We start from the raw sequence: 24,082 nt of genomic DNA, 5'->3' as shown, positions 1-24,082 counted from the left end.
CAGGCCCGACGACAGCCGAATCTCGCAATTAAGGGCAAAAATTGTCGTCAAACGCGCCGCGTCTCAGAATTAAGGGCAACGCGACAGCTGCTGATCGAGCCGCGCGGCCGCCTGAACGAGATCCGCCAAATTCGGGCCAGCGGTGTTAGAGCAAGGCCCAGCTTTGGGCCGAGGCAGGACGGCATCGCTGAAAGATGTGACCAGTCCGCCCCAAGCTGGCGCAACCTGAGCGACGCGTTTCCAATAAATGATCGCGGAACTTCTTCGCGTTCCGAACGGCGTCGATTGCCCGTCCGTCAATTGCCGAAACAGCTGATAGCGATCCCGATGAGAGAGGCGCGCGATGGACATTGGCCGTCGACTAAATTGAAAGCAGGCTGATCCAAGAAAGTCCGGGAGTGATCGCCCCTCTGCCATTCGATGCCCTGATGCCTGCAGACGAAGCAGATCGTCGATCAGACGCTCAAGACGCCGAACCCCATTGGTGGCAGGACGGGTGCGTTTGCATAGGGCCGCGCCGCACCAGGCGCAGATCTGATGCGGCACAAGACGCTTCTGGCTGAACGGAGCCAATCCTTGTCCGCAGGATGGGCACCTGTCCCGAAGTCGGCAGCCGTGGCGAAAGCAAGAAACGCGTGTCGCGAGGCGCCAGTCTCGGCGAAAATAGGGCGTTTCGTCTTCCGCCAGACAGGCCGGGCAGAATTGCAGCCAGGTCGCCTGCGTCTTTGGTGCGCAACTCTGCTGAGGCGATGCCCGCAGGGGCAAACGCAGCACGGCCAAAGGGTCGGGAGCATTAGTCAGAGCCGTTATGTCTTCCAGAGGTATGTGGGTATGCTCTTCCAAAAGCTGCAGGATGCGACCGGGCAATGCCCGATCAAGCCGCGCCGACCAGTTCTCACCCGGCGCTTCGAGAAGCGCACCAAAATAGTGCGGAGGTATGCCGTTTGCGTAAGCGAGGCGGTGCAGCCAACTCGACAGAAGTTCACCTGGTGCGGGCATAATGCTCATGGGCCAACGGTTTCCCGCCGCACTTTCATACCGCTCTGCACGTGTGACGGAGATCCCGGTCGGCCCAAACCTCATGTCATCTCGTGACGCAAAGCCGAATTGCGGCGCCTCGAGAGAGGCACATAGCCAAGGTCCGACAGGGTTGCGCCCGTGATCCGGTCCTCACCGCGCGAGATGGCCGCAACTGCGGCCCGGGTGACGATCTCGACAACCTCGCCGATCAGCCCCTCTGACAGATCGTGGATGATCTTCGCCAAGGGTTCGCGCGACAGATCGGAGGCATTGGCTAGCGGCAGACTTACCTCAAGGCTGTCGAGTAGCGTCGCGAAATCCTCGTCATACGCCCAGCGTGGAATGGGGATCGTATCGAAGCGTGAGCCCATTTCGTCCGTGTCATGCACCGCATCGTAGATCGCGATTTCGCCGACAAGGACGGGTGAGATGTCATGCACTCGTGCGATCCGCCGCAAGAACGAGAAGATGGCCTTCACATCCTCGCGCCGCCCGCGCAACGCGCTGTGGAACTCGTCGAAGATCAAAAGGCGCGGCTTCAGGCGCTCCAGAAGATGATCGACCTGATCGCCGGCGCGGGCCAGGCTGCGCCAGCCAGCGGCTTGTGGCGCGCGCAATCCGGACAGGATGCTGGCATAGAAATGCGACAGCCCTGCACCTTCCCGGGTCTGAATCACCCACACCTTTTGCTGCTCGGCAACACGCAGATGTTCGACGGCGAAGCGTTCGGCGATCATGGTCTTGCCGTTATGGTAGGGACCGGCAAGCAGCAAACCGCGTGGGCGCAGGGATGGCGGTCGCTCAAGCAGCAGTCGCATCGCGTCATGCGCCGCGCCGGCCGCCGGATGGCTGATCCAGCGCGGCGCGCGCACATGGGCGATCCGCACTGCGTCATCGGCCTGCAAGAGTGGGACGGTGGCGGACATGAGGTGGTCCGGCACCTTACCAATCCTCGACAGGGAAGACCCGCCGCGGACGATCCGGGTCGAGCTTTGCCTGGGCCGAGGCGGAAGGCGCAGCGAAGTCGGCATAAGGCTTCTTTGCCTCGGTGGCATGCCGGGCGCGGGTCATCTCCTTCAACCGGCTTTTGGGGGTTTTGGCGGCGGCAACGGTTGCGGCGATTTCGCGTCGGATGGCTGATGCCTCCTGCACAGGGCGCCGCTGGATTTCGCGCCGCCGCTGTCGATCCGTCTGGTGCTGCCAGAGCGTGATCGGCTCGGCCAGTCCGTCCCGTCGCCTGACCGGCCGCCAAGCCTGGGTATCCGGATCCTTGACGTAGACATGGCTGATGTCGCGAGGATCATAGCACAGATCGAGCGGGTTCAGCCGGTCACGACGCGCGACCAGCGGGCCCAGCCAGGGCTCGAAATAGTCGATGGCGAAGAGACTGATGCCCTGAGGTGAAATCTTCCGCGTCTTGCGCGGCAGGAAATTCAGCAGCACATCGACAGGTGCATCGATCGGCCGATCCTTCGGTTGGAACCGATCTTCCCACTCTTTCGCCGGAACGGTCAGCTTGCGCGCATTCTGACTCAGGTTGTGGTCGATGATCGCGAGCGCGATGCAGCGTTCAAGATCCGCGAAGCTGAGCCGTGCCCGCGCTTCCGAGGCATAGTCGCCCCGATCCGCGATGGAACGCCCCGTCTTGCCCGGCAAAGCCCGCAGCGCCGTGTTCACTTTCCCCAGCAGGCGTTCGACGACTCCGCCCCGATGCACGGTGCCCTTGTTCCGCATGCGTATGGCGATGCCATAGTCCGCGCATCCTCTGCTGAAGGTGCTGCTTTGGAACTCCTTGGCGGAATCGACGACGATCTGCTTCGGGCGACCATGCATTGGCCAGGCATGATCGATGCCGCGTTCTGCCAGCCAGGCAGTCTTGCAGCACATCGCGTGCGCCAGACAAAGCGCGACAGACAGTCGTGACGGCCGCTCGAGGGTCAGGCAGAAGCCGATGATCGCGCTCGTGGCCACATCTGCTGCGATGGTCAGATAGGGGCGACCAACGAAGACGCCGTGGTCATCAATCACCTCGACAAACTGGATGTCTGCCGGCGTGTGATCGATCTGGACAACGTCGAGCGCGTGGTTAGCCCGGATGTAGCCGGGTCGCGGCTTCAGCCGGTTCAGGTGTTTACTATCTGACAGGCGGCGGCGGGCAATTTCTTCCGGTGCGAACAGAATGGGGATCCGCCGGGCGACAGTGACATAGGCGGGTGGAGTGTGCCCTTCCTCTGCGCAGCGGGCGCGGATCTCTTCAACGATCGGTGCAAGGTCTGGCTGCTCAGGGCAAAGCCACATCTCCCGCAGGGTCATCGCGATGATACTCTCGACAGCGGGGCTGACCCGTGGTTTCCTTGTCTCACTCGTTCGCGGCAGCAGGGACGATACCCTGCGCTCTTCCCGATACCGCGCCAGATAGTTGTAGACTTGGCGTGTCGAAAGCCGCAGCTCGGATGCCGCGCGCATCACGGCCTCACGCACGGGCGCCGCCCCGTCAAGAATCCGGTCCAACTCGCGCGCGATCCGCGTCGCCTTGGCCCAAGCTTCATCCGAGGCATGCGCTCCGCCGGACGTCATCGATATGAAACTTTCGAAACCGGCTGGGCAGTGCGCCAACAGGGCGGCCACTTGCTGAAATACGGAACCAAAATTGAAACCTTAAGCTGAAAAATGATGTGCGATATCGCCGTATCTTCCAGAAATCACGTAATAATCATGTGCTGAAATGGTGAAGAAAATGCGACACTGGTTTCTGCCGGGACCACTCGAAGAAGAACCGGATGATTTGCCTCCCGGGCCACGGGCAGAACCGCCCGACACTGCTGTCATAGAAGACTGGGCAAAGGCAGAAGGCGTTCACGCTGCGCGACTGGCACGGGTCGCTGGACGCCTGGGTGCTTTGGACGACCGGCTGCTGCGCGGCCCTGAAGGCTGGCGGCACCGCCTCGCACTGATCGAGGCGGCAGAACTCAGCTGGTTTGCAGGTGATCGGGTGAGTTCTGATCGTCTGGCGCTCTGGATATCGATGCGGCTCTCGGGCGCACAGGATGACCAAAATGCCCTGGCAAGGGTTGGATGGGCTGTTCGGCGCCTGACAGGCGGTCCCGGACCGAAGGCTGACTTGGCCGCCTTCTTGGATCGCCGCGATCCCGAGAACAATGAAGACAGCGCTGAGCGTTTCGAAGATCGCGCGGGCGGATGGCTGGACGTAATGGCCGCAGCAGCCGAGCTCCACCCAATCACGCGGGCTTGCATGGGCTTTCATCTCTGGAGCCTGGCCGGCCTCGGACAGCACGGTGACCAGATGGAAGCCGCCGTCACCGCGTCCAGGATCGCGGCCAGCGATGGAAGCGGCGCCATCTTCGCACCGCTCGCCATGGGCGGGGCGGGGGGGCTGCGTGTTTCGGGCTTGCCGCCCGAACGTTTGGCCCGCTGGCTGGATGGGATGAACAGCGCAATTCTAACGGCGATGCGCCATCTAGATGGTACCCAAACATGGAGTGTTCGGGCGGAAGGAGCCATGTCTCAGCTTTCGGGCAGAACTCCGGCCGCTCTTCGGTCTGTGTTGACAGAGTGGCCTTTGGTGTCGGCCCCGATGGCGGAGGCCCTAACAGGCGCAAGTCGTGCGGCTGTTCAAAGGAACCTCGCATGGATGGAAGAGAGAGACCTGATCCGAGAAGTTACACAACAGGGACGGTTCAGGATGTGGCGCATTGCAACCTAGGTAAGACGAGCAAGTGGTCAGGCCGTCGAACAAGGGACTGTGGTTGACGCACTATGCGTCCTGTTGGCTCTCGCGGCCGACGTGCTAGCGACCGCAACCCACATGAAAAAATGGGCCGCCTTCGCGGCCCGAGTACAGGTTGAGGTATAGTCTTCGCTACCGCCGTTTTTGTTCGAAGGATGCAGAAGGTTCGTTAGCCAGAACCGAGGCAGGAGAAATACTCAATGTCCCAGTTCAAAATGCGACAATACAAGAACGTTTTCGGCGAAAAATGGCTGACAGCTACAGTTGGCTGCAAGAAACGGTGACTTGGATAAGCACCAGGACGGGATGGAACGATCTTTGGGCGCGTCAACCGGCTATGACGGTTGCAATTGCTGCACACCATATGACTTGCGGGGCGTCGCCGAGTTTCCCAAACCTGACCAGCGGCGAAAGCGGTTTCGGATTTTGACCTACTGCAGAAGCCCAAGATGCCGACCGACTGCACCATCCTTGCCGGAAGGCGCGACCCTGGAAAACTTGGCGGCTTTCCTTCGACTAGGTTAAGCTCAGCACTGCCATGAGCATGATTGTCGCCCCCCGTGCAAGATCGGCATGTATGGTCGGACCGTCGTATCGGGAAGCCGCGCGCCAGACGCCTATGACAGCTACCACGTTGTATGGAACTGAGACCCCGTAACCGATAATCAACGCGGCCCATGCCAGATCCTGCATTATCAGTGTCAGGAAAAGCACGCTCGTTACCAAGTTGACCAAAACGCCAATGGTTACTGCCCACGTCCAGAAGGCGTCGGCGAGGGCGTAGTCGCCTCGCCAAAGGGTGCTTAGCTTTGACATACTGGACAGATAGGGCTTCTGCCGAGAAACTGCGAGTGAAAGTGACCGCCAGTCTAAATGGCCGAACTCCGGGCGGCGCAGCGGGTTGAATTTTCATCGGAAACACCTTTCTCTCCAAAAGCTTTCGCAAAGAATACAAGAGACGATAGGCATGATCCGTGATGTTGTTAAATGGCGCGCCTTCCTGATCGGGGCCATTCTAGCGGGCACGAGTGCATTCCTCATCCTCGAGGAGCCATGGCGTCCACCGGAGCCGCGCGAAGTCGTTCCGCGTGGCGACCTCGCACCGCAGGAAGAAATGACCATCGCGCTCTTTGAGACCGCGCGCTCTTCGGTCGTGTCGATCACCACCGAAGAGCGCGTGCTCGATCCCTGGTCACAGCGCGCCGTGGATGTGCCTCGCGGCACGGGCTCGGGTTTCATCTGGGACGACCAGGGCCATATCGTGACCAACAATCATGTGATCAGCGGCGCATCCGGAGCCCAGGTCCGTCTCGCGGACGGTCGCGTCCTTGATGCAGAACTCGTGGGGACTGCCCCACAACATGATCTCGCCGTCCTGCGCATCGATGCAGGGCTTGACACACCACCGGCCTTGCCCCTGGGAGACAGCGATACATTGCGCGTCGGTCAGTCGGTCTTCGCAATCGGCAATCCCTTCGGTCTCGACTGGACGCTGACCACAGGTATCGTTTCGGCGCTCGACCGGGAAATCCCAACGCGGGGAAGTGCGACCATCGAGGGCCTGATTCAGACCGATGCCGCGATCAACCCCGGCAATTCCGGCGGGCCCCTCATCGACAGTGCCGGCCGTCTGATTGGGGTAAACACCGCGATCTTCAGCCCATCGGGGTCCAATGCCGGGATCGGTTTTGCCGTGCCGGTCGACACGGTGAACAGGGTCGTGCCGCAGCTGATCGAAACAGGCGCCTATCGTCCGCCGGTTCTGGGCATACGGCATTCCGACCGCATCAACCAGCTCGCGGCGATGCAGGGGCTTGAGGGTGTCCTTGTCCTCGGCGTCGAACCGGGATCTCCGGCAGCGGCGGCCGGCCTGCGCGGAGCGCGTCAGGATGCGTCGGGACGACTGGTGCCCGGGGATGTCATCATCGGGATCGGTGACCGGGATATCGCGGACTCGGCCGACCTGAGCGATGCGCTTGACGCATATGCGCCCGGCGAGGCAATCACGATTCATGTGCTTCGAGATGGCACCGAAATCGATGTCCCCGCGGCCCTCGCTGATCCACGTTTGTGACCGGCTTAGGAACTCGTAGACGCGCCTTTTGCTGCTGTCGGTTGAAAGTGGTTCGCAAATGCTTATTTCCGTAAGGAAAACAATTCCAATGACAATGGAAGGTGGATCGCATGCAATGCCCCGTGGATGGAGAAACGCTCGTGATTGCCGAGCGTAGCGGCGTCGAGATCGACTACTGCCCTAAATGCCGAGGCGTTTGGCTCGACCGGGGCGAACTGGACAAGATCATCGAGCGAGCCGCGCCTTCTGCGCCGCCACAGGGCTACCAGACTGACGCGCATGCCCAACGACCCTACAAGAAAAAACGTGAGTCTTTTCTTGGGGATCTGTTCGATTTCTGAGTTTGGAATTATCAATTCGCGGGGGGCGATGAATGAAGTTCTCTGAATGGCGTTTTTGGCGCCCCTTGCTCGCGAGTTGTGTTCTATCCCTCATAGCCTTCTCGTCGCCAGCGCAAGAAGCGAGCGACCTGTCGACATTGCGGATGCTTGGCGAGTGCCGAGGGTGCACTTTCGACGGGATGAACCTGTCAGACCGCAAGCTCACTGGAATGGACCTTACGGAGGCGACGTTGCGCAACGTTGATTTTGGCGCTGCGGAACTTAATATCACCCTTTTCGATTTCGCGGTGCTTGAGAATGTCTCATTTGACCGTGCCGACCTCGGTGGCGCAAGCTTCCGTGGCGCCCGACTAATAAACGTAACTTTTGAAGGTGCGGATCTTCAAGCCGCCGTTTTTGAAGATGCAATTCTGGAGAACACGGACCTCATGGCCGGGCGGCTCTGCCTAACTCAAATGCCGGGCGAAAATACCAACAGTACTGAGTGCGATTGACTGCTGCGACGCCGCATCAATTGATCGTGCATGTGGCCCTCGTCCGTTCCGGAGCAGTTGTGCATCTCGAATGGTTGCAATTCAAGTCATGCGCCGGAATGTGATCTTGCTGGCGCGCTCCTTTGCGTTGATCGCCGTGGCATAAATTTTTGCGATCTCCGATGAAAACCGCTCGACTGAATGGTGTTGCGCCTCTTCGAGCGCCGCCCGCGCCAATTTCTCACGTTCGGACCGGTTCACGAGTAGGGCATGGACTGCATCGGTCCAGGCGTCCAGGTCTTCTTCCGTCAGGACACCGGTTCGATGGTTCTGAACGAAGGCATCGACGCCGCTTGCGTTCACCGCCACGACCGGAAGGCCAGCGGCCATGGCTTCCAGAACGACCATTCCCTGTGTTTCGGAGACCGAGGTGAAGACGAACAACCGTGCCAAGTTCAGGTAATCCGGAACGTCTTGGAGCGGCACGCTTCCCACCAGTCTGACCTCGGAGGTCAAATCGGCATCGCGAATGTTGCCGGTCAGGCGCGCGCGCTCGTCGCCTTCACCGAGGATCAACAGTCGAAAAGGCGGGGCGTGTCGGCCCTTAAGCTCTTTCATCGCTGCGATCAGGAAATCGAGATTCTTTTCCTTCGAGAGGCGCGAGATGGTCACAAGAATCATGCGCCCGTCCGGATTGTAGCGCGCATTGAGTTCTTCAAGGCGCGCGGGGTCGCTCTGGCGGAATCGTTCGACTTCGATGCCGGTCGGGTGAACGTGAACGGGCCCGTCGACGCCGATCAGGCGGACGTAGTCTCGAGTGACCGGCGTCGGGACGATGATCTCGTTGCACTGGTTGGCAAAGCGTCGCACCAACCAATGCGCGATCACGTTCCGGAAGAGTGCGCCCGGCAAGGGTATGGCGTGAGCGAACTGCTCGAGCCGAGTATGATAAGTAAAAACCGCAGGCACATGCAGTCTTCGCGCCATCCGGAGCCCGAGTGAGCCAAGCCAGTAGGGGTGGTGTAGATGAATAATGTCCGGCTGAAATTCTCGAACTGCCCGCCAGGTTTGACGGTGGAAAGGATTTGCCAGCCGAAAAGCCGCGCCCAGGCTGATCAGGATGGGAATGCGAAAAACTCCCTCTTCCGGGTTTTGGTGTTCGTAGGTAGGTGCGCATAACAACACCTGGTGTCCCTGGCGTTCCAGACCCGCTTTTAGCCTGTTGACCGAGATTGCCACACCATTGATGGAGGGCAGATAGGTGTTGGTGAACATGGCGATGCGAAGCGGTCGACCGGGATCGACCGGCACGCGCAGATCGTAATCCGGGTAGTAGCGGCGTTCTCGGAACAGCCGATTGTAGAGATACATCGCCGTCAGCCCGAACGCCGAGAAGATCGCGAGGAAATTTAGCCAACCGACGTAGAACAGGGAGTAGACGAAGAACCAGAGCCCCTCGACCCGCTGTGCGAGCGGTGTGGGGGCGGTGTCGATGCGAACGAGGTCGATCTGGATGCCGTCGCGACCCGCGCTCAGTTCGAGGTAGTGATAGAAACTCGCCTCATCGTTGACGACGAAGCCGCCGGCGCCTCCGGTCACGATATGTCTGAGCCCGTCAACGACGTGATCCGAGTAGGTGGCGGCACCCGCCGAGATCACCATGTCCACGCCAAGGCGGCTCAAAAGCGTAAGGAGCCTGTCCTGATCTTCCGGCTCGGACCATGCGCCGCGGTCGGGTTCGAAAAGGGTCTCATGTTCGGGTGCGACAAGAGGATGCCCTGCAAAGACGATCACGGGTCTTGCTTCTTCCGTCTCCAGAATGTCGCGTAGCCACCTTTCCTGCCAGTCGGTGGGTGTGCGTCCTGTGGCGTCGAGAAAAACGAGCCGCGCTTGCGGAAGCGCGATCGAGTAGAAGTGTGGTCCAAACCGCTGGTAGAAACGGGTGCTTCCGAATTCCTCGAACTCGTTTTCACCGAAGGTCAGGAGATAGGGAATATCCAGGTGAGAAAGGATCTGAAGGATGGAGCGATATTTATCCTCTCCGCCGCCACTGACGATATTGCCCGCGGAGACGACGAAATCCACGTCCGAGGAATTAATTCTCGGAATCACCTCCCGTTCCAGCATACCGATGGAATTGTTGCCCTCTCCGACAACAGCGAACCTGAGCGGTTCGCCCTCCGCTGCGACCGCCTCGATCCTGTCAATCTGCCGCACGAGCAGCGCGCTTGCATCCGGTGCCGCGGCATAGAGATAAACGCGGTAGACGGCGATCGTCAGGACGATGGCGAGATTGGCATAGAAGAAGAGGGAGAGAAGCGGGCGGTTCATCTGGGTCTTGTCCTTGGATGCAGGGCGAAGACCGACACAGCCAACCCGATGGCCATGCCCAGATAAATGACCAAGAACCGCCAGGCGAAGACGACGAGCAACAGGTCGGCCGGTGCCATCTGGCTTGCCATGAACCCGGCGAAGGCCAGTTCCGCCAGTCCCGCCCCGCCCGGAGTCGGCGCGAAATACATGAGGAAGGTAACGATCGACATCGTTCCAATGACTGTCATCCAGTCGACATCGTAGTCGAGCAGCTCGAGAAGAAGCGCCGGGAAAGCGAAAAGCGTCACGAGGAAGACAAGTGTCGAGATCACTGTCGCGGCGGCGGCGCCACGTGATCCCCCGACGAACCTGGAAAAGCCACTTGCGAACTCGTCGGTCTCCCTGCGGACCGTGCTGACCCAACGGTCTTTTCGTTCTTCACCGATGAGGCCCAGGCGACAGGCGAGGCCAAGCAAGGTTCCAATTAGCACCGCAATCCAGAACGGACGGCGCAGGACCAGAATGAAACCGATGAGATAGAGCACGCTGATGCCCGACAAAGACTGCATCGTGACCCGCGCGATTTCGCTGGTGGACGCGTCGGGATGAAGGAATTGAAACGCGGGCGCCGCGACGAAGATCACCAGCATCGCCAGAATGGTGCGGATCGACGTTGCGGCGGCCGAGGCGCCGACCGACACGCCGTGCCTTTGTAGGTACCACACTTGAGCGAAACCGCCGCCGGTGGCGAGGGGCGTGATGTTCGAAAACAGGAAGTTGATGAAGACAAGGGGGAAAATCTCGCGGATTTTCACCGTCGATCCAATTGTTCTGAGGACGAAATAGAGCCGAAGTCCGTCTGAGGCAAAATAGATGAGCAGGAAGAGCAGGATGGTCGCCACGGCCTCAGGCTGGATTAGTCTCGCATCGAAGCGCGGCGGGGGCCCATCGAAAACCATGGAGAGAGCGGCAAATCCAGCGGCGGTCAGTCCCAGGAACAGCAACGCATACAGAAACCAGGTTCCCGGCGCACCGCGCATGCGCCTTGATCCGGCGGTCTGCCTGAACTCGTCTTGCACTGTATGAATCCTCGCTACGTCTCCTGGGAGTTATTCCCGTCGTCGGCCGAAAACAATGCGGATCACCTGCAATGCTCTGATCCGGCGTCATATTCAGGCACGAGAGCGAATTGCGCGAAGCGTTCTTTGAAGACCGGACATAAAGCATAATCGCCGCTTTAGCCAATAACGCAGCCAAGCCGGTCGAACATGTTGTCGCGACTGCACCTGCGACAACAATCTTCTGGATCAACCTATACATGCCCGACCAGGACGAAGAGGTAGACATTGTCGGTGCGCAGCATACTACTCTGCAGGGTGATGCACCTTTCATCAGCGCATGGCCCAAAGAGAGCGCGTGCGCTGGATTCTCCCGAGCTCAGTTAACCGATCATGGCCTCTGCCCCGGCTGCTAAAGACATCAGGATCGTTGCTGTCAATATGACGGAGGCTCCGCCCAAGGCGAGACCCGCCGAAGCGACTAGCCCGTCTTGCTCGACCAGCCCGACGCCGAAGACGAAAAGTGAGATCGCTGGAAACCAGCCACTTAGGGGCACTGGCAGAAACAGCGCGAAGGCAATCATGAATAAGGCGAGGCCAAGTACGCGCTCGCTCCGGCGGGCAAAAACAAATCTGTAGCGCGGCCGTAGCACACGCTCCAATCTGCGAGTGACCGGTCTCAGGCGAAGAACAGTGTGCCGCAGCTTTGTTTGGTCAAGCTGCAGTCGTTCAAGCGGTCCGGGCAACTTCACGTGCGGGTAGCCAAGCATCATCTGACCGGTCGTCACAAGAAGTGGCAAAGCGGTTATCAGGGTTGATCCTGGCGGTAGCGGCAGCAAGGTGAGCAACGAAAACACAACGATCGCCCAACCGAACGATGTCTCGCCGAGTGCCGTCAACAGGTTGCCGAGGGTCAGAGTGCCCGCCCTATGCTGGTCTCGGGATGTACGTAGGATGGGCAACGACAACGAAGGTCTTCGTCTCTGTCCCTCCCCTCGTTGCATCCGTTCCCCTTTCACAGCGTGTGCTGGATATCGGATCGAAGGCTGAACTTTGCAATCGCAAGTCCAAAAAATCGGTTAAATCTTCTAAATTGAAGTGAAATTCAGGGCCTGCTGTTCCTTTTCCGTCTGGGTCACACTAGATCATGAGAAACGCGCGAGCGCTCACTGCGGAAACTTCCGGACAAGAATTAAGATGCTTCATGATCTCCTTCTCGTGGCCGCCGGCCTTGTTCTTCTTTTTGTTGGCGGCGAAGGACTCGTGCGCGGCTCGGTTGCTCTCGCCGAGCGTCTGGGCATCTCGAAGCTCCTTATCGGGCTGGTCATTGTCGGTTTCGGCACCTCGACGCCGGAGTTGCTTGTCTCGGTCAACGCGGCGATCGGCGGTACGCCGGAGATTGCCCTTGGAAACGTCGTCGGATCCAACATCGCCAATGTCCTGTTGATCGTTGGTGTGGCGGCCGTCATCGCACCGATCCTCGGGTGGGAACGAACGGCAGTGCGCGAGGCACTCTTGGCGACGCTCGTTTCTCTTGCGGCCTTCGCGCTGGTGCAGGGCGAGGTCATCACCCGTATTGAGGGCATCGCGATGCTCGTGGTCCTCGCGGGCTACCTCTTCTCAAGCTATTGGCTAGAAAGGCGGGACCGCGAGGCGAAGACGTTTCAGCACGAAGCGGAAGAGTTCGAAGACATTCCTTTGCCGCGGCCATGGCTCGCACCGCTTTTGGCGCTTGGCGGCATCGCCGCCCTTGTGTTCGGGGCCGACATGCTTGTCGAGGGCGCGGTGAACATCGCCCGCGATTTTGGTGTGCCGGACGCCGTTATCGGCCTATCGCTTGTGGCCATCGGGACCTCGCTGCCCGAGCTTGCCACTGCCATCGTCGCTGCGATCCGGCGGCATTCGGACGTGGTTCTGGGCAACGTGATCGGCTCGAACATCTTCAACATACTCGCGATCCTCGGCGTGACGGTGGTCATCCAGCCCATCGAGGTTAGCGCACGCTTCCGCGAAATTGATGCGCCCGTAATGCTCGGCGCGGCGCTTCTGCTGCTCGCACTGCTCTTCGCCTCGAAAATGATCGGGCGCGCTTGGGGCGCACTGATGCTCATTGCCTACGCTGCCTACATGGTGTTCCTGTTCTGGAACGGGATGGCAGCGTGACACACCCGTAGAACGAGTAGGTCCCTATGTCGACAGGCCGGCGACCACCATACCGCCGATAAGGAGTGCCAGGCCGCCAAAATAAATAACGGCTGCCTGCTTGAGTGTTAGGCCGCCAGATGCCTTGTCTTCCTCCGGGGCAATGCCATCCTCGTTCTCCCTCAAGCTCGTGTTTTCGTCGGCTCGTTGGTTTCTTGCCAAGCGCTTCAACATCATTCCCTGTAGTGGCGCGACTGCGCGGCGCCTGTCATTTCTGCTCTTTGTCCTCTTCCCGTGCCTGCTTTTAGGACGGGATGCCTGTGTCCAATTGACGTAATAAGCTTCGGGCCAACTTCCAAGGGTGTGTCCATTTCAACCACTGTGCTCTAAGGAACATGCTTCAGAAAGACAGACTTAGGGTTCAGTGTGGTAGTCACGAATGCGGTCATGGAAAGCTTATTTCTCTGGGCCAACAGAATTTCGGCACAAAGTTCCTCATTCCGAATTGCGCAACCAGACATGCTGCAATAGCTGATCGCCATGGATGTAAAGTTCTACTCCACCATTGGTCCGATCCTGATCCTCGATGACGTCGAGGATGGGCAGATGTGCCTGTCTGCGCTCTTCATCGCCGCGAAGGAGGCGACCGTTCCGCCGCTTGAACTCCCACATGGCAAGGTCCCACCCATCCCGCTCGCGGAGTATGACTACGCCACCGTCTGGCGGGCGCGCTTCACGCTGCCGGCCGACCGAGTTTCCGACTACCGCTGGAACGGCACGACCCACGTGGTCGCGGGTGACCTGACGAGCGACCTGCGACTGGCCTACGTGTCCTGCAACGGTGAGGAAGTGGGGGACATGGACCGCGAAGGGTCCGAGCGGAACGCCATGTGGGAAAGGCTGAGGAGCGAACACCAACGTCGGCCCTTCGCGCTGATGCTGCACGGCGGCGACCAGGTCTATGCCGACGAGGTGACTGAGGAACATGAGCTCAGCCAACACTGGCCAGAACGTATCCCGAGAGACCCGTCGCGCGCGGCGCTGGACGATCTCCGCCATCATCTGCGCGAGCGGTTCCTTGAACGTTACGCAGCACTCTACGCCGCGCCGCAGTTCGCCTGGCTTGCCGCACGGGTGCCGTCGCTCATGCAATGGGACGATCACGACATCTGCGACGGCTGGGGCTCTTTGCGTCGGTCGCGCACCTATTCCCCAGTGGGTCAAACTCTGTTCGCAGTCGCACGCGAAAGCTTCCTCGTCTTTCAGCAGGCGACAATCGATGGCGACCTACCAGCCCGCTTCGCCGATTCCTCAGGACAGCACCTTGGTTGGGCCATTCACGGCCCCGACCTGCGCATCCTCGCCCCCGACCTGCGGTCCGAACGGACACGGCGGCAGATCATGGGTCAGGGTGGTTGGAGCATGATGGAGGCTGAGGCACAACGGGAGGTGCGGGGCCACACCCTTCTGATGTCGAGCGTTCCCTTGCTCGGTCCCCGGCTGTCGCTTCTGGAAGCGCTCATGGTGCTGATCCCGCGCATGCAGAAATACGAGGACGACCTGCGCGACCAATGGCAAAGTCGAGCGCATCGCGACGAATGGCGCCGGATGCTGCGACTGGTTCGTGACCTCGCCCGACGGGACGGCCACGACGTCACGGCGGTCTCGGGCGAGATCCACCTCGCGACCCGTGCTGTCTTGGATCTCGGCGGCGGACTGCACCTCAATCAGCTTGTTGCTTCTGGGATTGCGCACCGGGCGCCTCCCAAGGGCTGGGCACGGTTTCTGGGGGCCCTGGCATGGCTGGGTGAGGATCCTTTGCCAGATCACCCGATTCGTATTACTCGTTTGCCGGGGCAGCGAAACCGATACGTCGCCGAGCGGAACTATTTGATCTTTGATCGTAAATCAGGCAATTGGACAGCCCGTTGGGATCTGGAAACGAGCGGAATGACAGAGTCTTTGGGGCTGTGACTTCAACCGCCAAATGGAGATTTTCACTACCCATATCGGCCAAATAGTCTTTCGTGCCGACCGTAGCCATGTGCGGAAACTTGCTATTTCCTTGAAAAAGAGCGTTACATGCGCGCAACAGCAACTGCCGGAAGGCCGGACATTTGAAAACCAGAAGCTTTGCCGTGATCGGCCTTGGAACCTTTGGCAGCACCGTTGCCAGCGAACTCGCCCGGTTCGGCAACCCAGTGCTCGGGATCGATACCGATGAGCGGCATGTGACGCGGTTGGCGGATACATTGTCCGAAGCGATCATAGCGGACGGCAAGGATGAAGCAGCCCTCAAGGAAGCAGGAGTCGGAAATTACGACGTTGCCATCGTGGCGATCGGCGAAGATCTCGAGGCCAATATCCTTTGCACCATGAACGTCAAACTGCTAGGTGTGGAGACGATCTGGGTCAAGGCACTGAACCGGACCCACCACCGGATCCTGACCAAGCTAGGCGCGGATCGCGTGATCTTGCCTGAGCAAGAGGTAGGCCAACATATCGCCCAGATGCTGCATAATCCGCTGGTCCGCGACTATGTAAGCCTTGGCAACGGATACCATGTTGTCGATTTCAAAGTTCCTGCGCGGCTTGATGGCAAGCCTGTGAATGATCCGGCGGTATTCTCGAAATACGATCTGCGCGCTCTTGGCGCCATGCGCGAAAGCCAGTTCTTGTCTTGCGAAAGCGGCGATCTGAAACTCAAGGAAGGCGACAAGCTGCTACTGCTCGGCAAGCGAGTTGACCTCCGTCATTTCGGGGATGACCTCCGCGACGGGGCGTGACCAATGGCGCGCGCGTATGGAAAACGGAAGGTCTCGCACCTTCCCCCGCCACTTGTTCTCGTGCTGATCTACGCCGCATTCATCGTGCTCGGCGCGGTGGCACTCAAGCTTCCGATATCCGCAACGGCCCCCATCACCTGGTCCGATGCGACCTTCACGGCGACATCGGCTGTAACTGTGACCGGCCTTGCTGTTCTCGACACGGGCAGCGACTTCACCTTCTTCGGGCAAGCCGTGATCGCGTTCCTGATCCAGCTCGGTGGACTTGGTCTGATGACCTTCGCGGTGCTGATCCTCTCCATGCTCGGCATGCCAGTGGGGTTCACCCATCATCTCTATCTGCGTGAGGATCTAAATCAGACGTCTGCGACTGACCTTCTGGCATTGACCAAAATGATCCTCCGTGTCGTTTTGCTCTGCGAGCTGATCGGCGCGGCACTGCTCTCGATGGTCTTTGTTCCGGAATTCGGTTGGGGCATGGGGCTCTGGCACTCCGTTTTCCACTCGATCTCTGCCTTCAATAACGCGGGTTTTGCGCTGTTCCCCGACAGCCTGAGCCAATGGGTGGGCAATCCCGTGATCAATATTGTGGTCCCCTTGCTCTTTATTCTTGGGGGGCTCGGTTTTACGGTTGCTGCTGACATCTGGCGCACCCGAAAATGGCATCGTTTCGCGCTCCATACCAAGCTGATGCTTGTCGGGACGGCCTCACTTCTCATCTGGTCGACAACGGCATTCGCGGTGATGGAGTGGAATAATCCGGCCACTCTGGGGCAACTCGACTGGGCGTCCCGGCTCTGGGCAAGCTGGTTTCAGGCCGCCTCAACGCGCACAGCGGGTTTCAACACGGTCGATATCGGCAGTCTGACGGATGGCACGACCCTCATGATCATGACGCTGATGGTCATCGGCGCGGGCAGTACGTCGACCGGTGGCGGGATCAAGGTCACGACATTCATCGTTCTGCTGCTTGCAACTTACGCGTTCTTCAAGCGGCACCAGCATGTTGACGTCTTTGGGCGCAGGTTGGGAGCGGATCAGGTGATGAAGGTGCTCGCCCTCGCGATGGTGAGTGTCCTGCTGATCCTCTTTGCCCTGTTCACGATGCTCGTATTCCATGAGGGCGAGTTTCTTGACGTTGCTTTCGAGACGATTTCAGCCTTCGGAACCGTTGGCCTGTCGCGCGGCGTAACCGGCGATTTCGACACCGCTGGACGCATCGTGATCATGTTCATCATGTTCGTTGGGCGCGTGGGGCCGCTGACGCTGGGTTTCCTGCTCGCGACGCGCAAACCGAAGCGGATTTCCTATCCCTCCGGCACGGTCTATTTGGGATGAGGGGCGCGGCATGAACTTCGTCGTTTTTGTCAATGGCATCGTTATGTTGTTCTTCGCCGCCCTGATGGGTGTCGATGCGCTGATTTTTCGGCAAACAACAGAGGTCTTTGGATTTTCTGCTGTCCTGGTCGGGCTCGTGGGGGGATTGCTTGCGATCTCCTCCTCCTCATCCTTTGCAGGTCTGCATCGCACCCACACATTCCTGCTGACCTCATCGGTCTGGGTGGTCGCCGCCATAGCAGGGGCCGTCCCGCTTTACTTGTGGTCCCTGTCACCGGTTGACGCTCTTTTTGAATCCATGTCCGGCATTACAACGACCGGCTCGACGGTCATGAGTGGGCTCGACACGACACCGCGCGGGATCATTTTCTGGCGCGCGATGCTCCAGGCAATTGGTGGCGTGGGGTTCATCGTGACCGGGATCGCTCTGCTTCCGATCCTCAAGGTTGGCGGTATGCAGCTTTTTCGAACGGAAAGCTCCGACAAAGGGGACAAGGAACTGCGAAACGCGGCCATGTTCGCCTCCGCGACACTTCAGATCTATCTCGGCCTCATGGTATTCTGTACGCTCGTTTATGCAATTGGCGGGATGAGCGCGTTTGATGCCGTGACGCACGCCATGACCACCCTGTCAACGGGAGGATACTCGGGCTACGATGCCTCCTTCGGGCATTTCGACAGCCCATTTCTGCAATGGTCAGCAACCCTTTTTATGCTCCTCGGCGCATTGCCATTCGCCTGGTACGTTCGCGGAATTTATAGAGGCAAGTTCAAGAGCGAACAGGTGAAGGCTATGCTGTGGTCATTGGCAGCGGTGATCATCGTACTGGCCATGTGGCTTGCGATAACCAATGATCTGAACTTTTTTGATGCCCTGCGACTTGTGGCTTTCAATGTCGTGTCGGTTGTCACAACGACGGGTTATGCCACCACCGACTATACGCTTTGGGGGCCGTTTGCAGTTGCAGTGTTTTTCGTTTTGACAGCAGTGGGCGGTTGTACCGGTTCGACAGCCGGCGGCGCCAAGGCAATGCGCTGGCTTTTGGCAGGCCGCGCCATCCTCGCCCAGGTCAAGATAATTCAATCCCCAAGTCGATTAGTATCGATCAAATACGAGGGTAAACGTGTAGATGAGGATGTCATGAGCGGGGTGATTTCATTTTTCGTGTTCTATTTCTTCACACTTGCGATCCTGTCAATCGTCCTGTCGCTGCTTGGGCTTGATATGGTCACCGCAATCAGCGGTGCATTTACCGCGGTTGCGAATGTCGGACCCGGACTTGGGCCCATCATCGGCCCGGCTGGGAATTTCGCGTCCCTCAGTGACCCGGTGAAGTTGGTTCTTGTCCTTGGCATGCTGCTCGGGCGTTTGGAAATTCTGACCGTAGTCGTATTGCTAACACCTGTGTTCTGGCGGGAGGCGTTGTCGTGACCTCATTCCAGAGACGTGCGGTTCGATGAAAGCTGCCGTTCGAACCTTATGTTGATCCAGCTCCAGTCCACCTCGTACGGACGCGGCGCAAGGGTGCACCCACGTTGTTATCGTGACGATCTAAGCTTTGCGTTTACTCTCAGGAATGAAGTCGTGCCTTTTGGGTACCCGCGGCCGTGTCAGGTAATCCGCACCCAGCCGATACAGATGTTGATGGAAAAATCCGCAGCGTTACCCGCTTCAGGATAGTGGATTGCCGAACAGAATACCCAGGAAGTTGCTAATTTGGACACTTAGGAAGTGAAGAATTACCCCTTCCTCCAATGCATATCGCCAGATTCTCCGGGAGAATACTCCATCGACATATGCCCACCCGGTGGCTAGCACGAAAGAGATGGCATTGATCTGCAGATTTACGATCCGGTCAGCTCCAAGAGCCCAATACAGCGCCGTGCCCCAAAACACTGAACGAATGAGCAATTCGGCGATAGGAACGAGATGGTCACTCCTGTGCAATATCTCAACCAGTCTTGCAGGAAGTCGATCTAACAGTCTCGAGAAGCGCATGTTCACCTCGCGACCGATCTAAGTTCGGCACTGGCCACGTATTTCTGGTCATCATACTGCCTTGGCGACGAAAACTGCAACGGCTTCGCGCTAAGGCTAGACCGTTGTGATCAGATCCAGCGACAGGGACATTCGCGGTTCATTGAGGGAGGAGCGCCCACCGCCAATGCTTACGTTCATCGATGTCGCCAAAGGGTGGTTTGCATATCGACCTAGGTGTCTTGGTCAAAATCGCTCTGTGTGATCCGGCAACGAGCTATGGCAGCCTTTCGAAAAGATCCGGTGTTTCCTCGTCGCGCCGCCTGCTCAGACCCTCGCCAAGATGCAGACAAGGGTGCTTAATTCGTGTCAGGCCTTTGCCGCTCTCAAAATGGACCCACCCTCCTCTGGGCATGCCCACGCTTACGATCAGCGCCCCACATATCGGACAAGTCCGCCTGAACGATGCGCCCCTCTTGCTTTCACGATCGCCCCGAACTGCCCAACCGCCGCGGACGGATACCGTGCGCCCTGACGACAGACGGCGGGTGTGTGCCTTCCGGTAATACCAGCGGTCCGTCATCCCATACCCGTTCTTTCCTCGACCCGGCTGCCGCTTGGGGTCGAGCGCACGTAAAAGCCTTGTGGAATAGCCTCCTGCACCAGCCCGACGTGCGAGATCAGGCCGACGGCCCGGCTGCCCTCTGTCAGCGCAGCAAGAACTTGGATCACCTGATCCAACGTGCCCGCGCCATTCTCGGTGTCGAGACTCCCGAAGCCTTCATCGATAAAAATTGTGTCCATCCGGATCTTGCCCGAAAGGCTCTCGACCACATCAGCTAGCCCAAGCGCAAGGGCCAGTGCCGCGATAAAGGTCTCGCCGCCTGACAGCGTGGCTGTCGGGCGCGCCTTACCGGTGTTGATGTCGAAGACCTCGATTTCGAGCCCACGCTTGCCGCGACCGCCAGATGCCTCGAGCCCGCGCGTCAGCCGGTAGCGCCCACGTGTCATAGGGTCGAGCCTCATATTCGCCGCCTCGAGAACCTGGTCGAACATTGCACCGATCGCGAAGGTCTCGAGTGTCATCTTGAAATCGTTCTTGCCGTTAGCCAGATCGGCCAGCCCCCGGAGCGGACCGGTCTCGGTTTCAAGCCGCTCGGTTTCGGCCAGCGCCGCCGCAAGCGATTCCTTGAATTTGGTCAGTGACAATACATCCGTTTTCGCTGTGGCGAGTGCAGCATTGGCCGCGGTCACGGTCTGGGTGGCGTCTGCCAACGCCAGCTGAAGCGGGGCAAGATCCGGGCGTTCACGATCTGCACAAGCGGCGATGGCGTTCTGCAATGTCGTGCGAGCCGCAATCAGGCCCTCACGATGATCGGATACCGTCTTCTGGTCGGCATCGAATGTCGGGAAATGCGCCTTGCAAGCATCATATCCCGCTTTGTCCAGCCCGACCTCGGCAAGCCGAGCACCAAAATCATCTTGCGCCTTTTTCACGCGCTGTTGCTGCGCGTCGCGCGCCCGCTTTGCTGCTTCAAGCTGCTCTTGCGCACGGGTGAGCATTTCACCGGCGGCTCGGTCCTGTTGCGTCGCCACTTCCAGCGCCTCGGACAGTTGCCTTTGCTCTCTCTGTAAAGCCTCCCGTCGAGCGACAACCGCCTCGGGCGTGCGCAGACCTTCCGGCAGGGCCTCGAGCACTGTGTCCAGCTTGGCGCGCGCGCCGGCAAGAGCGGTCTCGGCCTTTCCCGCAGCGGTGCGCGCCGTAGCCTCGGCAGCTTCAGCCTCAGTCAGTTTCAGCTTGAGTTGGGCCATCTGCTCCGCCATCGCGTCTAAATCGACCGCTTCTCCAAGCGCGGCGACGTCGCCTTCAAGCCGTGCGATTTCAACTTCGAGCTCCGCCAACGTGCGCTCAGGACGTTCCTGTTCCTCCAGCGCCCGCTTCTTTTCGTCGAGCCGCATTCGAAAATTGTCAAGTTCGCTTTCGGCCCGAACTCTGGCTTCGGCGGCAATTCTCGCCTGAACTTGCGCACTCCGAAACGCTTCGGTCAAACCAGATTGTTCGGGCGTACCATGGGCAGGCGCAGGATGATCATGGGAACCACAGACAGGGCAAGGCGCTCCTTCGGTCAACTTTTCAGCCAGAATGATCGCTTGCGTGCGCGAAAGCCGTGCCTCGGCATCTACCAAGGCCGCATCAGCGGCTTGCGCCGCGTCGGTTCTTGTCGCCAGTTCGCTCGATGCCGCTTCAACATTTCGTTGAGCATCCGCGACAGCCTCTTGCGCCTTAACATGCGCCGCTGCCTTGACTCTTTCTCGGTTGACCTCGGCCAACTCACCGGTCAGCTGGCCTCGCACCGTTTCGGTCTTTCGCGCTTGATCAAGTGCCAGATCTGTCGCATCGCGCTGAGACTTGAGCTTGTCTCGGGCATCTATGGCCTCGGTCAGAGCCTTCTTCGCTGAAGCTTCATCCTTCGCAGCGTCGTCAAACGCGCTTCTAAGAGCCGATGCCTGACCGACCTGGTTCTCGATCGCCTCCAACCTTGTTAGGTCAGCCTGAACTTGCTGCCGCCGGTCCTCGCCCGACTGTGCCTCAACGAGTTTTTTTCCCGCCACTTCCTTCGCGCCATTGGCGATGTCTAGTTCCGCCTCTACTTTTGTGACAGCCTCCACCGCATTCCGGCTTTCCTGCTCCGCATCGCGCAAAGCCGTCTCAAGATCACGGGCCTGCATGGCATTCCGGACAGCCTCAATCCGCTTGGCCAGTTCTTCGACCTCGCCCGTTTTCTTTTCTAGATCATCGAATGCCTGCTGTGCCGTGTCGACAGCAGAAAATGCCTTTTCGACTTGCTCGCCTTCGGTCAGAGCTTTGCGCGCGGCTTCGTTGGCCATCTCCGCGCCGCGCTGAATGCCTTGCTTTTCTTCGACTTTGGCTTCGGCTGTGGCAATTCCGAGTTCCAGCGCTTCGGCGCTCTCAAAACCACGTTCCTCAAGTCGAGCCACGTAGAGAGCGCGCTGGTCGCGCAACGATCGTTCTGCCTCTGAGGCTTCTTCCTTCAGCCGTGCGGCGAGATCGCGATAGATCTTCACGTCGAAGAGATCCCGCAATATCTCGACCCGCGCATCCGTTTTTGCGGCTAGGAACGTCTCGAACTTACCTTGCGGCAAGAGCACGATCTGTCGAAACTGATCTGCCCCGTACCCAAGCAGCGCCTCGACCTGCTGCCCTACTAGCGAGACCTTCTTTTCCGCAATGACACTGCCAGATTGACTCGGACCAAGAGTGTCCACCGGAATCCCGGTGACGTCGAATAACGAGGCTTCCGCCGCGTCCTCAGTGGTCCCTTCACCGCGTGCCTTCGGACGTTCCTGCGCCGGACGACGACGGATCAGATAGGTCTTGGCGCCCAGCTCAAAGACAAATTCGACTTCGGTAGGTAGATCCGCCGCGGCGTGATCCGAGCGTAGTGAACGTGGTTCCTGATCAGTCTTGGTCGGCGCCCCGAATAGCGCGAAGGACATCGCCGAAAACAGCGTCGACTTTCCCGCGCCGGTCTGACCATAAATTCCAAACAGACCCGTCTCCAGCGCGGACCGGAAATCGACTACCTCGGTTGTCGCAAATGGCCCGAAGGCTTGAAGCGATAGGCGAATTGGTCTCATGTCTGCTCCTCCCCGGAGGTTACCGCGTGGAGCTTTTCCGCGACGATCGCGACTTCGGTGGCGTTTGGTTCCCGGCCGCGCACAACCTTCACGAAGTCGCCAATCATCTCGATCGGCGTGACCGCGGCCCTCCCGCTGCCGAGCGCCTTGGTCTCCGCAGCGCGCTCCTGCCGGGCATAGGCCAGATGGCAAGCATTGGGATAGGTCGCGCGTAACCGTTTCATCGGATCGATCAGAGGGTTTTCATCCGTCAGGATAGCCTGGATGAAATCGTCAGACGGCGTTCCTTCCAGGAGATCCGAGAATGCCCCGGTAAGCGAGCGAACCTGCCGAATCGGTCGGAACGGTACGATGCGGATCTCGACCCCTTCAGCTTTCAGATCGACGACGGTCATGGATTTTTCGTTTCCCGCCTCGTCGAAACCGAAAGCAAGCGGTGCGCCGGAGTACCGAATATGGCTAGCGCTCACTTCCTGCGGCTTGTGCAAATGCCCCAGTGCAACATAGTCCGCCCCATCGAAGACATCGGAGGGAACAGTTTCTATGCCTCCGACTCGCGTCAGGGCGCGCTCGGTCTCGCCGACCGCACCCCCCGCGACGAAAGCATGGGCCACGACGACCCAACGCGCTCCATCAGGCACCTGCCTCCTTGCCGCAGCGATCTGGGCGGCAACTACCTCCGCCGGCGCATTAATGCTTTCATCCCTGAACACCTCGCGTGCGGCGTATTCATAGGAAAAGGGCAGTGCGGAAAAGGCGACCTCGCCCTGCGCGTCACGCAGCACCAGCGGCGCTTCCACCGCATCGGCAATCCCCCGCACCAGCACACGAGACGCGGTGGAAAAGACAGACATAGCCTCGATCCTGTCGCCAGAATCGTGGTTTCCAGAGATCATCACCACAGCGGCTTCGGTCTCCTCTGCTACACGCTTGAGGAAGCGATTGAACTGCCGGATCGATGAATTGGGCGGAGAGGCACGGTCAAAAACGTCCCCCGCGATGACAAGAACATCGGCTCGTTCGACCACAAGCGCTTCAAGGATCTGACCCAGGATAACCTCATGATCCTCCTCGAGGCTCAACCCCATGAACTGCCGCCCCAGGTGCAGATCTGCCGTATGAAGTAGTCTCATGTCGCACCGTCATTTATT

Annotated in this window: 18 protein-coding genes; 9 read left to right on the top strand and 9 right to left on the bottom strand. The window is 59.3% G+C overall.

Features of this window, described 5'->3' with window-relative positions; genetic code table 11:
• Positions 1-69: 69 nt before the first annotated feature.
• The 3 genes from I9P22_RS25055 to I9P22_RS10380 form a co-directional block, all read right to left on the bottom strand.
• Positions 70-999 (bottom strand): TniQ family protein, encoded by a 930-nt coding sequence (locus I9P22_RS25055; protein WP_408635181.1) that lies wholly within the window; start codon positions 997-999, stop codon positions 70-72.
• Positions 1,000-1,079: 80 nt separating this feature from the next.
• Positions 1,080-1,946, bottom strand: coding sequence for a TniB family NTP-binding protein (locus tag I9P22_RS10385; protein ID WP_199259407.1), 867 nt, complete (start codon positions 1,944-1,946; stop codon positions 1,080-1,082).
• 16 nt (positions 1,947-1,962) lie between these two features.
• Positions 1,963-3,597: a Mu transposase C-terminal domain-containing protein gene (locus I9P22_RS10380; RefSeq protein WP_036562657.1), complete on the bottom strand. Its 1,635-nt coding sequence runs from the start codon at positions 3,595-3,597 to the stop codon at positions 1,963-1,965.
• Between the two features lie 148 nt (positions 3,598-3,745).
• Between I9P22_RS10380 and I9P22_RS10375 the strand changes: the two genes are divergently transcribed.
• The 4 genes from I9P22_RS10375 to I9P22_RS10360 all read left to right on the top strand — a co-directional run bounded on the left by I9P22_RS10375 (position 3,746) and on the right by I9P22_RS10360 (position 7,677).
• Positions 3,746-4,744 carry a hypothetical protein gene (locus I9P22_RS10375; protein ID WP_233253314.1) on the top strand — a complete coding sequence of 333 codons (999 nt, stop codon included), beginning with the start codon at positions 3,746-3,748 and terminating at the stop codon, positions 4,742-4,744.
• Between the two features lie 991 nt (positions 4,745-5,735).
• A complete protein-coding gene (locus tag I9P22_RS10370; protein ID WP_199259406.1) occupies positions 5,736-6,842 on the top strand; it encodes a S1C family serine protease in 1,107 nt (368 codons plus the stop codon).
• A 110-nt stretch (positions 6,843-6,952) separates the two neighbouring features.
• On the top strand, positions 6,953-7,183 hold the full coding sequence (locus tag I9P22_RS10365; protein WP_199259405.1) for a TFIIB-type zinc ribbon-containing protein: 231 nt from the start codon (positions 6,953-6,955) through the stop codon (positions 7,181-7,183).
• A 32-nt stretch (positions 7,184-7,215) separates the two neighbouring features.
• A complete protein-coding gene (locus I9P22_RS10360) occupies positions 7,216-7,677 on the top strand; it encodes a pentapeptide repeat-containing protein (RefSeq protein ID WP_199259404.1) in 462 nt (153 codons plus the stop codon).
• Positions 7,678-7,758: 81 nt separating this feature from the next.
• Here I9P22_RS10360 and I9P22_RS10355 read toward each other — a convergent pair whose 3' ends face one another.
• From I9P22_RS10355 to I9P22_RS10345, 3 genes are all read right to left on the bottom strand, one after another.
• On the bottom strand, positions 7,759-9,987 hold the full coding sequence (locus I9P22_RS10355; RefSeq protein WP_199259403.1) for a glycosyltransferase: 2,229 nt from the start codon (positions 9,985-9,987) through the stop codon (positions 7,759-7,761).
• On the bottom strand, positions 9,984-11,048 hold the full coding sequence (locus I9P22_RS10350) for a lysylphosphatidylglycerol synthase transmembrane domain-containing protein (protein WP_199259402.1): 1,065 nt from the start codon (positions 11,046-11,048) through the stop codon (positions 9,984-9,986). The genes I9P22_RS10355 and I9P22_RS10350 overlap by 4 nt, the downstream gene beginning before the upstream one ends.
• A gap of 362 nt (positions 11,049-11,410) precedes the next feature.
• Positions 11,411-12,031 (bottom strand): exopolysaccharide biosynthesis protein, encoded by a 621-nt coding sequence (locus tag I9P22_RS10345; RefSeq protein ID WP_199259401.1) that lies wholly within the window; start codon positions 12,029-12,031, stop codon positions 11,411-11,413.
• Between the two features lie 193 nt (positions 12,032-12,224).
• Here I9P22_RS10345 and I9P22_RS10340 point away from each other — a divergent pair, with 193 nt between their 5' ends.
• Positions 12,225-13,190, top strand: coding sequence for a calcium/sodium antiporter (locus I9P22_RS10340; protein ID WP_199259400.1), 966 nt, complete (start codon positions 12,225-12,227; stop codon positions 13,188-13,190).
• Between the two features lie 24 nt (positions 13,191-13,214).
• Here the strand turns inward: I9P22_RS10340 and I9P22_RS10335 are convergent, their stop codons facing one another.
• On the bottom strand, positions 13,215-13,403 hold the full coding sequence (locus tag I9P22_RS10335) for a hypothetical protein (protein ID WP_199259399.1): 189 nt from the start codon (positions 13,401-13,403) through the stop codon (positions 13,215-13,217).
• Between the two features lie 306 nt (positions 13,404-13,709).
• Here I9P22_RS10335 and I9P22_RS10330 point away from each other — a divergent pair, with 306 nt between their 5' ends.
• From I9P22_RS10330 to I9P22_RS10315, 4 genes are all read left to right on the top strand, one after another.
• Positions 13,710-15,143, top strand: a complete 1,434-nt coding sequence (locus I9P22_RS10330; protein ID WP_199259398.1) for an alkaline phosphatase D family protein — start codon at positions 13,710-13,712, stop codon at positions 15,141-15,143.
• Positions 15,144-15,286: 143 nt separating this feature from the next.
• On the top strand, positions 15,287-15,955 hold the full coding sequence (locus I9P22_RS10325) for a potassium channel family protein (protein ID WP_233253312.1): 669 nt from the start codon (positions 15,287-15,289) through the stop codon (positions 15,953-15,955).
• 3 nt (positions 15,956-15,958) lie between these two features.
• Positions 15,959-17,293 (top strand): TrkH family potassium uptake protein, encoded by a 1,335-nt coding sequence (locus tag I9P22_RS10320; protein ID WP_199259397.1) that lies wholly within the window; start codon positions 15,959-15,961, stop codon positions 17,291-17,293.
• Between the two features lie 10 nt (positions 17,294-17,303).
• Positions 17,304-18,725 (top strand): TrkH family potassium uptake protein, encoded by a 1,422-nt coding sequence (locus tag I9P22_RS10315; protein ID WP_199259396.1) that lies wholly within the window; start codon positions 17,304-17,306, stop codon positions 18,723-18,725.
• 1,125 nt (positions 18,726-19,850) lie between these two features.
• Here the strand turns inward: I9P22_RS10315 and I9P22_RS10310 are convergent.
• Both I9P22_RS10310 and I9P22_RS10305 read right to left on the bottom strand, forming a co-directional pair.
• A complete protein-coding gene (locus I9P22_RS10310) occupies positions 19,851-22,931 on the bottom strand; it encodes an AAA family ATPase (RefSeq protein WP_199259395.1) in 3,081 nt (1,026 codons plus the stop codon).
• The gene (locus I9P22_RS10305) at positions 22,928-24,064 is read right to left on the bottom strand and encodes an exonuclease SbcCD subunit D (protein WP_081536360.1); all 1,137 of its coding nucleotides are present in this window, start codon (positions 24,062-24,064) and stop codon (positions 22,928-22,930) included. The genes I9P22_RS10310 and I9P22_RS10305 overlap by 4 nt, the downstream gene beginning before the upstream one ends.
• Positions 24,065-24,082: the final 18 nt, after the last annotated feature.

This window comes from Paracoccus binzhouensis (genome assembly GCF_016446475.1).
In the GTDB taxonomy this organism is placed as follows: domain Bacteria; phylum Pseudomonadota; class Alphaproteobacteria; order Rhodobacterales; family Rhodobacteraceae; genus Paracoccus; species Paracoccus binzhouensis.
This window is presented reverse-complemented; position numbering and strand designations above follow the sequence as displayed.

What these genes read in the sequence shown, in the direction of transcription:
- I9P22_RS10380 (WP_036562657.1), bottom strand. Translation starts at nt 3,597, where the DNA reads ATGACGTCCGGCGGAGCGCATGCCTCGGATGAAGCTTGGGCCAAGGCG.
- I9P22_RS10375 (WP_233253314.1), top strand. Translation starts at nt 3,746, where the DNA reads ATGGTGAAGAAAATGCGACACTGGTTTCTGCCGGGACCACTCGAAGAA.
- I9P22_RS10345 (WP_199259401.1), bottom strand. Translation starts at nt 12,031, where the DNA reads ATGCAACGAGGGGAGGGACAGAGACGAAGACCTTCGTTGTCGTTGCCC.
- I9P22_RS10335 (WP_199259399.1), bottom strand. Translation starts at nt 13,403, where the DNA reads ATGTTGAAGCGCTTGGCAAGAAACCAACGAGCCGACGAAAACACGAGC.
- I9P22_RS10365 (WP_199259405.1), top strand. Translation starts at nt 6,953, where the DNA reads ATGCAATGCCCCGTGGATGGAGAAACGCTCGTGATTGCCGAGCGTAGC.
- I9P22_RS10355 (WP_199259403.1), bottom strand. Translation starts at nt 9,987, where the DNA reads ATGAACCGCCCGCTTCTCTCCCTCTTCTTCTATGCCAATCTCGCCATC.
- I9P22_RS25055 (WP_408635181.1), bottom strand. Translation starts at nt 999, where the DNA reads ATGCCCGCACCAGGTGAACTTCTGTCGAGTTGGCTGCACCGCCTCGCT.
- I9P22_RS10370 (WP_199259406.1), top strand. Translation starts at nt 5,736, where the DNA reads ATGATCCGTGATGTTGTTAAATGGCGCGCCTTCCTGATCGGGGCCATT.
- I9P22_RS10385 (WP_199259407.1), bottom strand. Translation starts at nt 1,946, where the DNA reads ATGTCCGCCACCGTCCCACTCTTGCAGGCCGATGACGCAGTGCGGATC.
- I9P22_RS10340 (WP_199259400.1), top strand. Translation starts at nt 12,225, where the DNA reads ATGCTTCATGATCTCCTTCTCGTGGCCGCCGGCCTTGTTCTTCTTTTT.
- I9P22_RS10360 (WP_199259404.1), top strand. Translation starts at nt 7,216, where the DNA reads ATGAAGTTCTCTGAATGGCGTTTTTGGCGCCCCTTGCTCGCGAGTTGT.
- I9P22_RS10320 (WP_199259397.1), top strand. Translation starts at nt 15,959, where the DNA reads ATGGCGCGCGCGTATGGAAAACGGAAGGTCTCGCACCTTCCCCCGCCA.
- I9P22_RS10330 (WP_199259398.1), top strand. Translation starts at nt 13,710, where the DNA reads ATGGATGTAAAGTTCTACTCCACCATTGGTCCGATCCTGATCCTCGAT.
- I9P22_RS10305 (WP_081536360.1), bottom strand. Translation starts at nt 24,064, where the DNA reads ATGAGACTACTTCATACGGCAGATCTGCACCTGGGGCGGCAGTTCATG.
- I9P22_RS10310 (WP_199259395.1), bottom strand. Translation starts at nt 22,931, where the DNA reads ATGAGACCAATTCGCCTATCGCTTCAAGCCTTCGGGCCATTTGCGACA.
- I9P22_RS10315 (WP_199259396.1), top strand. Translation starts at nt 17,304, where the DNA reads ATGAACTTCGTCGTTTTTGTCAATGGCATCGTTATGTTGTTCTTCGCC.